Here is a 13110-nt window from a genome sequence, read left to right on the forward strand (position 1 = left end):
CGGCGTAGTCAGCCCAATGTGAGCGGAAGTTTTCACAGCAATAATGTGACGTTTCGCCACTTATACTAAGGCCGAAAAATGTGACGTTTGTAAGCCAAGTATAAGAGTAAATGTGACGTTTTGTTTTGACCCTCTGAAACAACCTCAAACCCCCATGATACGGGGGTTTTCTTTTGCTCAAGATACCCTCAAAACGCCAAAAACAACGTCAACGTAACGTCACATTTTTGGGCGAATTTTCAAGACTTATAGTTAAGCGCAAAAGAAGCGTTTTAAGACGCTTCCCGATCCGACATATACGTTGACTAGCATCGAGCTGGGAAACGTCTCACAGACGAAATTTGACAGCTTCCCGACACACTCAATCGTCAATCGCTGACAGCAGGAAACAACATCACCCCGATCATGCTCAAAAAGCGCTCAGAGAGACGAACATCCAGGCAGAAGGCTCGGCGGCCGCCCGCTCACTCCGACCAATTTCCCTTACTTGTATTATTACTAATTACTTCGGAGAGGATATTTATATAGAGGGAATGAGGCATTCAATACAAGAACTCTGCCTCAACACGATCCTCGGAAATGAGGTGAAAGCCGCAGCTCCACATTTTCTCAACCTATTTTCTGCTTACAAGTAATACAAGTCCTTCGGAATAGGGGTTTATATAGATGGAGTGAGGCATTCAATACAAGAACTCTGCCTAAGCTGAAATCCTCGGAACAGGGGTTTCTCCCCTCGCAGGCTCAGGGAAAGCAGACCACCAAAGGCACGGTCTCTTCCGATCCAGGCTACCTCGTGTCTCAGGCTGTTCCGCTGACTTCGAGAATTCCGCCGAACACCACGAAAACAAGGTCTATTTTTTACAAGGCACAGCCTCGTCGGCACCCCCTCCCCGAACACCATGAAAACCAGACCGGTTTTTTCAAGGCACAGCGAATCAAACCGAAGAACCTCAGATAGAAACAAAATGCCAAGAGAGCAAAACAACAAGACCAGAACCGGAGAATCAACCGCTCATGGAGAAGCTTGAAGCCAGAGAAAAGGAATCTGATCGCGGAGACACCAGCCTATGAGAGAGCCGTGTAAGCAGCAGCCTACTCACAGAAGCCCGATTATTCACCGGTGAGAACTGTTTACGCCGTGTAAGTGGCAGAGCCTTGTGAGTTTTGCTCGTAGGCAGAGACCGTGTAGGAAAGACTGAGAGTGGCGAAAGCGTTAGGGAGGAGAATTTGGCGGGAATGCCGCCTCTGCCATCGCCACGCTCTTACACCGAACCTTGGCCGCCCACCATTGGGAAAGGCTTTGCCTACATACGCTCACCAAGCCAAGGCACTTCGGGAAAGGCTTTGCCTAGATTTTTCGAGAGAGCCACGGCGCTGCGGGTCTGCCGTTACCTGATTAGCTCGGCATTGAAAACGGCTCTGCCTACATTCATCTGAAGCTGCCAAGGCGTCTCCCTAATAACCGTGGGATCGGGAAAGGCTCTGCCTACATAGGATAACGGCTGCCAAGGGAGCTGCCTCACGACAACCGCCACGCACAGGGAAAGCCGAACGATTTCCAATCACGCCAAGGCAGTGATCACGGCAGTGTCCATGAGGTGCAAACCGAGGGGTAAAGGATGAGGCGAAGTTCTTGTATTGAATGCCTCACTCCATCTATATAAAACCCCTATTCCGAAGGTATTAGAATCTTGTAGCAGTAGAGATGGTTGGCGGAAAAAACGCCTTACTTAGATAGAAAAACAAACTCTCGGAGAAAGAAGAGAAAAACTGGCCAAGACGCCCCGCACCTGCTTCTCTTTGGCCATCACCTACTGACTCAGGTCGATCTCAGCCCCAAGGTGCTGAAAATACATGTCCGCCTGGAACACAAACTCAGCCTGATAACCTCGGAACTGAGCCTCGGTCATCATGTCACTTAGACTCTCAGGAAATTCGCCTCTCCAGATGGCAATCGCCTCGGCCATAGTGACGCTGCGGCTAACCTTTAACCGCGCACCCTTCGCCTTAACGAATAACCTTGGCCCTCTCTCAGGGTGCTTGGTCATGTAGACGGTAATTTCGGCGAGGTCGTTTGTCATCGTCGCTCTCCAGGATCTTGCTTAGGCAATCGACAGCTAGACCATCCAGCGGTGCTTTCTTCACCTTGAACGATCACAACACATTTGTTCCTCTGGTCTTTTCCGCTTCAAAACCCACCAAATTCACTCACCAAGACGTTTTCTCACGCTGATAGCTAGGTAGTCTTAGCTTTCTGCTATCGCGCCTTTAAACGCACTACAGAGCGATTGGTGAGAGATCGCAAGCTTCACAATAAACACCGGCTATGACTCTTGGCCCTGCGCTCGCGTCAATGTGATGTATATTCCGTCCTACTGGGACCGCCCATTCCGTTTGAACATGATTTCGTATCCCGTTATACAGTGACCGATTTTAAGTCGTCTCTGGAATCATTGGTCACGTTCATGAGAATACCCATGCGGAGGGCTTATAGTTTTTAGTGCCAGGGCGTCATCACAAAAGGAGCGAACAAGTTTACCGCTACCACACCGCCTAATCGGATACCCGCTATATCTATGCAGGTGCAGCCGATGACTTTACTGCCCATTTCGGGCAAATACGGAGTGGAAAAAATGCAACCAATCAAAGCAACAAAACCCTTACGAAGCCCGCACCACTGCTGGCTTTCGACCACCTAAGCAATAGTTAGTGTAGTAGCTGTTTAATTACACTAACTAACAGGTAATAAACGTGATTGAAAAAGAGACTGAACAACCGAGGTCAGTTACTCACTCTCTGCTGTGAAAGCATTGAAGATGAGGGAAGTGAGGGAATGAGCGCGCGGCGCGGCGCTCGTCAGATAGAGCTGATCACCCTTTCATGTCCGATCCAGCCTCTCCAGCACCAACGTATTGATACTGACCTTCACCCTCTTCGTATCTCACGTAGCTAGCTACGCTTTAGCCTTTCAGCATGAAAGGTGCAGAGCAATCCCGTCTCCGAAGTAGCAAAGACTATTTTCTTAACGATAACGGTCTTGCTCAGCGTTGACCTCACTCTCTCTGCTTCGGTGAGCAGCTACGGGATTAGGTTTTCCGTTTGCTTGAAGGAGTGTTTGCTGAAATCACTAGGATTAGTTTGCCTAGCGTTCTCCTTCGACTTTCCAGTTAATAAGCTCGGCACTCTCAGACAACAGCTCTAATCGAGTTACTGCTGGTTCAGATTTTCACGTCACCAGTCACACTCACCCTTTCACTGATGAATCACTCGCCGCTGTAAACAATAAAGTAAATTTAGATTAGAAAAGCGCGTCCTAGAATAAGCTGAGGAGCCAAGTCAGGAAGCAGACCGTTGAAAGATAAAACCGAAAAAGCGTTAGTGTCACCGGGCTGGATGCGTCTGTGGATGGTAGTCAGCGCACTCTGGTTCTTGCTGTGCGTAATCCTGTTCATCACTACTATTTTTCATCCCATCCTGTGTATTCCGAATTGCTTTTGATGGCTCTGTGGTCGGTGCTTCTACCAGCTCTGGCCTTTTGTTCCGGCCTCACCATCCGTTGGATTATTCGAGGTTTCCTTTCAAGCTAGCAGCAAACTACCATTGCTTTGCTTCCCATCCATAAAACACCTTCCAAAAGCCCTATTTAAGCCTTCCAGGACGTTCTTACTAGCGACCCAAGGAAGTCAGCCCCCTCCCAGCTTCGCTCCTTAAAACGCAAATTTGGAAGCGTTGGAGCTTAGTTGCAACGTAATCAATTCGCTGTTCACTTGACTCGGGCTATTCTTGAATCAGGCGAAGTAAGCAAGGAGCTTAAGCAAATGAAAATCTCAGTTGATGAGGCGCAGCAACAGTTAGAAGAGGTCATCGCGTTGGCACAGCAAGGACATGACATCACCATCAGCGGGGACGCAGGCACCGTGAAACTCACGAAGATCCCGACGACAGCGAATGGTGATGACCATGGCTGGCAGTCAATATTCGGCGTGATGAAAGATCAAATCACTTACGTGGAAGGCTGGGACGCACCGCTTACGGGTGATCAAGCAAAAGAAATATTCGGCGAGGAAAAAGCCTAGAGGTAGTGAGTGCAAGCCTCATCCATGGCCAGCAATGCTATGCTCCAGGCTTCCCTGATCAATGCGGGTGTTGAGGTTCGCGAGTTTCGGCCTCGCTACTACATTCACATCCCGCACCAAGTATAAGAACAGTCAAGTATAAGCGCCATTGGCTCAATTTAATCAGCCACTTACGATCTACCTCTCCGAAGCAATAATCTGCTTGCCATGTCTCCATCCCCTGTAGATAATATCACTGTGCATGCAGCCAGTTCGGAATGCACACACCTGCGGAGGTATCGGAGAAACATACGTTCGGCCACAGGTGAAAAGTCAGTGAAGTTATCAGTGATTCATGCCAGAGGGAGCCGACGAAAGGTGACCTACGCAGACAGCGATAAACTTACCGACGACAGCCAGAAGAGATCCGCGACAATAGGCTGTGCCTGAAGAGGTTCTCCTGATCACCATCAGGGGTCACTGAACGGGGCGTTGCGGGCGTTACATGGGATCGCCCGGATCTCACAGATCCATGTGACGTTGTTCAGTGCAGTGAGGGATGGCCCCATACGGATGTCGGATCGTTTGATCTTATACAAGCATGGGTGGCTGGAGGGGAAAAGCCTTACCGGAGCCTTGATGCGAATAGCGTCTGCTCTGGTAAGGAGTTTTCCACCCTCCCCACCGGATGCCATATTAAAAAGACTATTAAAAAAACTACTTTTATAGAAAAAACGAATAAACCCAAAAAAATCGACGATAACCAAATACCTCTGCTTATCACTGAAAATCACTTTACCTCTCAAGCCTTACTCTTAGCCAACAAGCGCACTAGACACCCAACACTAAGTCCTTACACCAAGTCATTTTAGCCTCTCTGCTCTCTGCCTAACTGACCTAACTGACCTAACTGACCTACTGACCTACTGACCTACTGACCTACTGACCAACCTGACCAACCTGAAAGTAACCGTTCAACAGCCGCTAATCCTAACTACCAAGTCAAAACTGAAATTCGCGAACGCGCGCGCCGACGTCGGGGACACTTTGCCGGAGAAGAGTTCGCCAATGAGTCGGGCCTGAACTGAAACCCCTAGGTTTTTTCGCGGATGCTGTGGGGAGTGCTGCCTATTCGAGAGACGAAATAGGCGCCTCCCTTATAGAACCAAGGGGCGGATTTTCTGGTGCCCCACTGCAACAAGCAATACCCTTATACATAGAAGCTAAGCGTCAGCTCTCTGGCTAGCGCTAGATCGAGCAGATAAGCGCCCTTGGGCGAGTTTGCATCCGACACATTCGCATACTAGCTCTACCCATTTCTTCTTAAGCTGAGCACAATATCATCCGCAATTGTTTGCCTGATCTCGATGAGCTCTCTTAAACGGTCTAGCTCTAACCTAACCATCATAACAGTGCCATCGGTCAAGTGTTTTTTTCCGTTGCCTCTGCACCATTCCTCAAAAACAACAGCCATATCCTTGGCTTCTACACCTTCAAAGTTGAAACCAGTTTCAGGATGAATATATCCAGAAAGACTACTCACCTGACTTGTGATCAAGTCTTGACAATGCCTGTAAATTTCGCCGCTGAGCGCATTGAAAACGCCCTCTTTTTGGATAATTTTAATAGTTGTCAAATAATCTTTGACACGGCCATCACCGTAATTATTGGATATACCGCCTGGATGACGCATCGACATTAAAAGAAGCATGCGATAAAGATTGACTCGACCCTCTTCTAAACCATTAATCGCTTTTTTAGCATCAAAAGTCAGCTCTCTAAGCTTAAGGCTGGCACCCAATACGTTTAATTCTGAGAACCCACCCCAGAGTGCGATGGATAACCCAATCACAAACGAGAGTCCAAGCATAGATACAAACGCTCCACCCTCTATTTGGCCAGCCAAAAGTAGAATCAATGCAAGGCCTCCAACGAAGACAGCTGACACAATAGCGGCCGTCTCACGCTCGTTTTTGTTAATCAGTGCTCTAAACTCAGCCCAAAGGCTCTTTTCCGTTTCCTGGCTCATGCCCACCTCGGTAAATTACGAATAAATTGATCGTCTTGAGTGCGACCAGTATCGACCGAGATAGGTAACGAACACAAAACCATCCCAATAGCTAAACGCTCATATTAGCCACCAGCTTCCGCCTTTCCTGAAATCCAAATGGCAACAGCGTTGTTGAAGGCTGGCTGACAGACACTGCATGCAGAGGATTTTACAGAGACCAGCAATGCTAATCATCCTGCCATCATCGGGATTAGTGGTTTTTCTTGCTGACGCGAAAACCTGCGGCTAAACACTTCGCAAAAGATGTTTAAAAGCGCGTAGCATTGCGCTGAAGGGTTTCACAGCGCAGAGAGGGAAAAGCGCTCACGGTGCAAATTTGAGCGCTTGAGGGCATCATTTATGTCGGCGTTAACTTGCTTGCTTACTCATTTGCAGGTTAGCTTCATCCAACCACCCCTCCTCAGCAGCCTTACGGCAAGCTCGCTTCACCGATGGAGTGGAAATTCCAAAATGCTTGGCAGTCTTGGCTATCGACTGCTTGTTTTGTGATCGCCACAGCGCCACTGCTCGATCATCTATGACCTTCTCACGACCAAACTGTAAGCCGTCTTTCTTTGCCCGCGCGATACCGGCCATTTGCCGCGCCTTTATGTTACTCCGTTCTAATTCGGCAATTGCAGCTAGCATCGTTAACATCGCCTTACCTATCGGAGTGCCCAACTCAAACCCCTCTCTAATTGAGATAACGGCCACTCCTTTCGCGTGCAGGGATTCGACGGTGTTTAAAACATCGATGGTATCGCGCCCTAACCTATCGATGGCATAAACAACCAAAGTGTCACCCTCGCGCACATAGTTCATTAAATTGCTAAAGCCCTCACGCTTCTCCGTTTTAACAACACCAGAGACAGCAGCATCTTCAAACCAACGATCAACTGAGTAGCGAGACTCTATTTCACTTTTTTGCGAACCAGTCTGTTGATCGTCAGTGCTCACTCTTAAATAACCGACAATAGCACCCATAAAAACTCCTTCGGCATATAGCTCACAACTTGGGTTAGCAGTATTATATATGGATCAAAGCTATTTTTACGTATAAGAGCCTGGCAGTCATGCACTTTTCAAACTGGATCTTAAAGTGAACCTTTCGATACAGGAACTATAAGAACTAAACATAAACCCAACGAATAAGTGACGCGTCACGCTTTACTTTGAAAGCATTAAATAGCAAACCAACTTGTTTCATACAGACATAAAAAAATGCCGACCCATAAGAGGCCGGCAATTGATCATTAGATAGGTATTGTAACATGAACCAGATAGCTTCGTGCGATACTCGCAACGGAAAAAATGCAACAAAAAGTGTAAGTAACAACTTACTTAAAACAAATACAAACGCAGAGCGGGTGCGCCTTTGGCACCTTAACAAGGTTATAGGGCAGCACCTTTGCCCAGTAGCTCTTCCCTTAGAGTCTATGATATTACCTAGATGGAAGGATAAGGAATTGCGCTGCCAACTGAACAGACATAGCCTCTCCTTAGAACTAAGGTTTTACTTTCTAGCCCTGGCAGATCTTGTTAGTCCGTTACAGGGATGGAAAATCGGTTTCATAACGGTCAATTTCTCTGAGTCAGTGACACAGGCGCTGACTGACAAAGACAAACGCTCCAAAGCAGGAGCCTACGCGAACCGGATAAACAGGCGCCTCAAATACCGAGGCGTTCAGGCTCATTGGTATGGCGTTCTCGAAGACCAGAAAGGAAACCTTCATAGTCATTGCATCATTGCCTACCACGAACGTGACGAATCCACCGTTAAAGAGTGCTTCAAGCAGGACACCGACATGGTCTACTCCGGCTGTAGACTTCAGCACAGATACAAACAGCGCTCTCGCAGTAATAGCAAGCCTCAACTTAAGAGCCAGCTTTTCTTCCATACTGACGCCCTCGGAGGGTTTGAGCTGGCTCCAATCGACATAGGCGCGGCTGATTACATGTCGAAGTCTCTGGAAAAGAAAAGCAGCTACATGGATATCGGAAGCTGCCGCATCTTCGTGCCTAACCAACTGCGTTCATCAGCAAGATCACTATATGAAGCCGCCTGGACACAACAGAAACGACTGAAATCCAACCAGAGCAAACTCACCGGCCTTAACTGCCATCAGTCGCTTACCTACTTGCTCAAAGGTTGGAAGCCAAACGTAAGCCCAGCTGACGATCGCCTTTATGATGAACATGCTACGGAAATCGACGATCAACTTGCTTGGAATGAATTTCGTAACAGCGAACCACAATACGATTGGGAGTATGAAGAAACCGATCCTGGCGTAGATGCCTATTGGGAAACCAAGAAGCTAGTGAAAGAGAAGATGCGGGAACGCGACTACGAGAACTTAATCACCGCTGTTGATTGGCTGCTCAAACAACTAGAGCTACGCGATGCACTGCATACCGAACTGGCCTATGAGCAAAATATGGCCGATGCCGAGCTGTTGTTTAGGCAGCAGCGACAATGTCATCAACCGAGAGAGCGTGATTACGAGAGGTCTGTGGCTGATGCTGAGGTCATACAAGATGAGCCGTTTGATCCTTGCTTCGCAACCGCGACTGATCTAACCACCAAGAAGCATGACAAGATGGCATTAGCAGATGCGACCATTCGAACAAGCGCCAAGGTAGGCCGGAAATGGCAACATGCTCCATCCCTATCACAGCGGATGTCGTCCACTGCTCTGCATATGTCTCGTATCGATCTAAAACTTGCCTTGGAGAGTAGGCAACCACAACGTGACACGCTGAGATACCTCATCAGCAAAACGTCCCTGAAGCGCTCTCCCAGCCTTCTAGCACCAGATAGAGCATGGAGGCGAAGAGAGGAATTACCGCAATTATTTAAGGGTGAACTCCGACACTCAAATACCACTGACCCACCCTTTTTAAACAGCGGGTAAATACATGCTAAGTAACACCGAAGCAGCGCTAACCATGCAATCAGCCTGCCTCGGCGCGATACACATTCAGACACCTTAAGGTTTACTTTTTGTAGCTTTTGAACGTCAGATCACGTATCCAACGCTGACCATCTATCACCGCTTCGGTGATATGAATAAACGCGTAGGCTTTCATCTCAACTATAGTCATCAGGCGAGACATTTGCTGGGAAGACACAGGGATACGTGCTTGAAAATACCCTGGCACTGGGCCTCCAAAGGAGTTGAGAGAATTTATTCGAGCCAACCCGCCCTCAATCTCATCAGCAAGCAAATGATCCCCAATTGTATTTGGCACGCTGTGAAGTGCCTCTGTGAATTCAGGGGATATATCGTAAGCACCCGTATCTAAGAAGGTCAGACTATAGTGCTCTTGCCCTCTTTCCTCAGGGTGGCGGCATTTTCCGGACATCACCAATTCGGTCGCGAAACGATGGAGCTGATCGCCCCACAAGGTTTTACCCGCTATTCTATGATTTAGGCTAAGCGGGATACACGAACTGGTAACTTCGTAACCAACTAACTCCATTACGATTTTTGATAAGCCGTCATTCAGCACTTCCGCGTCATTTTTTTCAAATGCAAGCATTTCGTCTACTCTCACTAACACCTGTTGATGACATGACCATACAACAGAGTTAATTTAAGATGGACCTGAAGGAAAAGCGAGCACATAAACTTGCAAAGGCTTGCTAATATAAAAGGTAGTCGAGACAGGTTAGTCAGGAATAGACCATGACTACTCAAAATTGGATTATGATAGCACCAGTGCTGGCCATGCTTGGAGTGGCGATACTGTTAATTCCAGTGATACTACGAGCTCACAAGAAATACGCAAAGATGGCCGCTGACATACGCCGTCAAGAAGCATCACAAAAAAGATCAAAACTCAAGAATGGTAAAACTAGAAAAGCTAAGTGAAGTGATCCGCAAAAACAGCTGTAACGTCGTCGCTTTCCGGACGAAATTCAAGAATATTCGCCAAGAGAAATACACTTCGTTTTGGAGCTAAGGGCTGAATTGATGAAGCCTCTAGAGGCTAGAAGTGATACGCGAGCCCAATATATATATTAGGCTCAGCAAGCCCCGAAGAGTTAAGATTTTTGCAATTTTTTCACTAACGACTCTTGAACTAAATTATATTTTTTTTCACGCTCTTTGAATGCTTTAACTCCTCCCTCAAGAATATGACAAACATGCTGCCTAATACCCATATCACTTAGATAGTTATAACTTTCATCACCTATTTTGCTGTAACTTAGCTCTAGACTTCCACCAACATACTCAAAGCGATATCGATCACCAATTAGATCTTCTTCATGTCCACGTTGGTCAGCAACTATCACACATTCGGCATCAGCAGAGACTACTAAATTAGCATTATGAGTAACCATAATTATTTGTCTTTTTGATTTACACCTTTTGACAAAATCTTTTAACTCAGAGTATATCGTCCTATTATCAAGATTGTCTTCAGGCTGGTCTATTAATATTGGATGAGTCGAGTTACTCAACTCAAGCATCAGATTCAGCAAAACCAAACCTCGTTTACCAGGTGACATTTGGACTACATTGTCATTCTTATATGTAACTATATAGTTAATTTCAAAATAGTCTTCAAATAAACGCTTAAAGGCATCTTTTTCTGTAGAATGCTTTCTAAGGGTTGGCGACTTTGGATCGCTTATTCTATTAGCAATAGCATTAAATATTTCGTCTATATTAGCAATATCAGTTAAAATAAAATCGCCATTTTCATCTACTAGGCCATTAAGCAGAAAAGATAAATTCCCTTTACGATTAAAGCAATCAATAAAATCATTAAATCTATGCGAATTAATTGATAAGTTTGCTTCGACAGAAATATCTTGATCAAGATTTTGATTAGCAACATCTTCACATATATCAATATAACAGCGAACCATTACATGAAATTTTTCTTTTATTTCTTCTCTACACTTTAAACCATTTGAAACAATTTCATTTCTGTAACGTGACTTTTCTTTAATTAATTTAAGTTTATTGCGCTCATTTTCAATTTGCGAATTTAGTCTTTTCAACTCAGAAAGACCATTCACCATCTCCTCCAGTGGATTTAGTGATTTTTCTACGCCTGAAATTTTTCCATCCAACTCACTAATTAAAGAAAAAGCTTTAGCACTTTTTAACTCTACTGCTTCTCTATAAACATCAAAACTGGAACTCAAATTCTTAACTAAATCATCATTTAAATATTTTAAAACTGTAGAATTACCGACAAACCCAGATTTAGACCGGAGGTCGCTCGAAATATTTTCTAACCAAGTTAATCTGTCAGTTTCTACTGTTTTTGCTATATTGATCAAACCTTTTCCAATATCCCAAAATTTATCCCTTGCTTTAAACAAACGCTTTTTTCTACGAGTTAATTTTTCGTATAAAGAAGATTCAGAAGGTTTAAACTTAGATTTTTCGCGAAGTTTTTCAGAAGTCTTCTCTAGGCGCGAGATTTCTTCTATTATTGCTTCTTCGCTGCCAATCTCAGCTATTTCTTTGTTTATAAAAGTCAATTTCTCGCGAAGTTCAAACCGATTATCAATACCATTAGATATTTCTTTTTTGAGCAACGTAATTTCATTTTTATTTTCATCGACTAATTTTTTATGCTTTTTATTTTGCATAAGAACACTAGCAACTAGCTCATTTAAATCTTCCTTACCATCTTTATCAGCCAGTTTATTTATGTATAGTTGAGGGATATATGTTATAGCCTTAAAACTAACTTCATTTTCTTGATTAAAGTCCTCTCCGTCACCAATGATAGACAATTCACCATTACCCCACTCGACCTCAAACCCTACACTTTTCAAGTCATCATAACTGGATGAGTTCGATGTAGTTATATTATGACGGACCTCTTCAGGGTTTATAGCTTTAGCAATATGATAAAGCAGCATAGATTTGCCAGATGATTTTCCACCTATAACGGTATTCAAATCTTCATTAAAATTTATCCAATCTCTCCCAAACAAATGTTTTCCTGATTTATCAACATACCTTACTCTGCGAATTATTTGATACGGAGGCTTACCCTCTGGCTTTAACTCTTGAATTTTCACTCGCTCTGGCTCAAATAAAACTTGTTTCAAACCGTCAAAGCAAGGGTCAGCTTTTATCCAACAAAAACGGTCAAGATCAGGTTTGAAAATTTTATCCTTTACGTGGGCATCAGAACCGTGAATACATGGAATTATCTTTCTATAATCTTGGATAACATCTTCAACACTTCGATTCTCACTACCCATAAAATGAGCAATATCTTTTGGTCGGGCTGAAAAAATAAAATCGGTAAAATAATATATATCTTTCCGAAGCTCCTGAAATCCATTCTCCCTAATACCAGAAGCACCATCTTTCGACGAATTAGCAACTACAACAACTGAGTTTCGTCTTAGCCAAGAATCTTCTTTTAACCATTTCTTAAAGCTGTCAAAAGACGGCTTAAACTGAAGAGCACCTGTCTTTAAAGCAGCCTCCGGACTTAAACTTGGATCGATTGCTTTTCCATAACTCATTAATCCCTGCTCAGTGCAGGCATAAGTTTGATCATCATAATCAATTGTAAATCTAGCTAAAGCTGCATCGATGCGTTCAATATGATCTTCATCATTGGGGCTAATGATTAAATGTATATTAATACCTTTATCTTTTTCTGTCTCCGGGCTAACCCTAAACTCAATATTTGGAAATATTGCTTCTATATTTTCCAAACGACCGGCAGCTTTATAATCAATGATTTTTTTATAGCCTGAAATAGTAAAATAGTCTGTAGCACCTAATACAGCCACTTCACTTCCTTTTTCTTCCAAAGCTTCAATATAATCATCCCATTCATTTTTAAATCGATTATCTAAAATTGAGTCTGGGGTGTGGACATGTAAATCCCAGCGACGCCATTCCGAACCATGCTCATAACGTTTCATACCTATCCTTTCCTTAATTACCAAATAGTCAATGTTTTATATATATTAAGTAGCGTATTAGTAGGAAATATATTGTTAATAACTTTATTTTT

Annotated in this window: 8 protein-coding genes; 3 read left to right on the forward strand and 5 right to left on the reverse strand. The window is 44.5% G+C overall.

Annotation, left to right across the window (positions count from 1 at the left end):
* Positions 1–1811: 1811 nt before the first annotated feature.
* Positions 1812–2081: a hypothetical protein gene (locus J4377_RS09700; protein WP_198349663.1), complete on the reverse strand. Its 270-nt coding sequence runs from the start codon at positions 2079–2081 to the stop codon at positions 1812–1814.
* A 1737-nt stretch (positions 2082–3818) separates the two neighbouring features.
* On the opposite strand from J4377_RS09700, the gene J4377_RS09705 reads away from it, so the two are divergent.
* Positions 3819–4076, forward strand: a complete 258-nt coding sequence (locus tag J4377_RS09705; RefSeq protein ID WP_253485371.1) for a hypothetical protein — start codon at positions 3819–3821, stop codon at positions 4074–4076.
* Positions 4077–5364: 1288 nt separating this feature from the next.
* On the opposite strand, the gene J4377_RS09710 is transcribed toward J4377_RS09705, so the two are convergent.
* The gene (locus J4377_RS09710; RefSeq protein WP_253485373.1) at positions 5365–6084 is read right to left on the reverse strand and encodes a hypothetical protein; all 720 of its coding nucleotides are present in this window, start codon (positions 6082–6084) and stop codon (positions 5365–5367) included.
* Positions 6085–6474: 390 nt separating this feature from the next.
* A complete protein-coding gene (locus tag J4377_RS09715; protein WP_198349660.1) occupies positions 6475–7089 on the reverse strand; it encodes a recombinase family protein in 615 nt (204 codons plus the stop codon).
* 287 nt (positions 7090–7376) lie between these two features.
* Here J4377_RS09715 and J4377_RS09720 point away from each other — a divergent pair, with 287 nt between their 5' ends.
* A complete protein-coding gene (locus J4377_RS09720) occupies positions 7377–9017 on the forward strand; it encodes a hypothetical protein (RefSeq protein WP_253485375.1) in 1641 nt (546 codons plus the stop codon).
* A gap of 82 nt (positions 9018–9099) precedes the next feature.
* Here J4377_RS09720 and J4377_RS09725 read toward each other — a convergent pair whose 3' ends face one another.
* Positions 9100–9645 (reverse strand): hypothetical protein, encoded by a 546-nt coding sequence (locus tag J4377_RS09725; protein ID WP_253485376.1) that lies wholly within the window; start codon positions 9643–9645, stop codon positions 9100–9102.
* A gap of 146 nt (positions 9646–9791) precedes the next feature.
* Between J4377_RS09725 and J4377_RS09730 the strand changes: the two genes are divergently transcribed.
* A complete protein-coding gene (locus J4377_RS09730; RefSeq protein WP_253485377.1) occupies positions 9792–9977 on the forward strand; it encodes a hypothetical protein in 186 nt (61 codons plus the stop codon).
* Positions 9978–10150: 173 nt separating this feature from the next.
* Here J4377_RS09730 and J4377_RS09735 read toward each other — a convergent pair whose 3' ends face one another.
* Positions 10151–13018 (reverse strand): TrlF family AAA-like ATPase, encoded by a 2868-nt coding sequence (locus tag J4377_RS09735; protein WP_253485378.1) that lies wholly within the window; start codon positions 13016–13018, stop codon positions 10151–10153.
* Between the last annotated feature and the right edge of the window lie 92 nt (positions 13019–13110).

The sequence above is a fragment of the Halomonas sp. XH26 genome, assembly GCF_024138895.1.
Classification (GTDB): Bacteria; Pseudomonadota; Gammaproteobacteria; order Pseudomonadales; family Halomonadaceae; genus Vreelandella; species Vreelandella alkaliphila.

Coding starts and splice junctions, on each gene's coding strand:
- J4377_RS09720 (WP_253485375.1), top strand. CDS start 7,377: ATGAACCAGATAGCTTCGTGCGATACTCGCAACGGAAAAAATGCAACA.
- J4377_RS09730 (WP_253485377.1), top strand. CDS start 9,792: ATGACTACTCAAAATTGGATTATGATAGCACCAGTGCTGGCCATGCTT.
- J4377_RS09705 (WP_253485371.1), top strand. CDS start 3,819: ATGAAAATCTCAGTTGATGAGGCGCAGCAACAGTTAGAAGAGGTCATC.
- J4377_RS09710 (WP_253485373.1), bottom strand. CDS start 6,084: ATGAGCCAGGAAACGGAAAAGAGCCTTTGGGCTGAGTTTAGAGCACTG.
- J4377_RS09725 (WP_253485376.1), bottom strand. CDS start 9,645: ATGCTTGCATTTGAAAAAAATGACGCGGAAGTGCTGAATGACGGCTTA.
- J4377_RS09715 (WP_198349660.1), bottom strand. CDS start 7,089: ATGGGTGCTATTGTCGGTTATTTAAGAGTGAGCACTGACGATCAACAG.
- J4377_RS09700 (WP_198349663.1), bottom strand. CDS start 2,081: ATGACAAACGACCTCGCCGAAATTACCGTCTACATGACCAAGCACCCT.
- J4377_RS09735 (WP_253485378.1), bottom strand. CDS start 13,018: ATGAAACGTTATGAGCATGGTTCGGAATGGCGTCGCTGGGATTTACAT.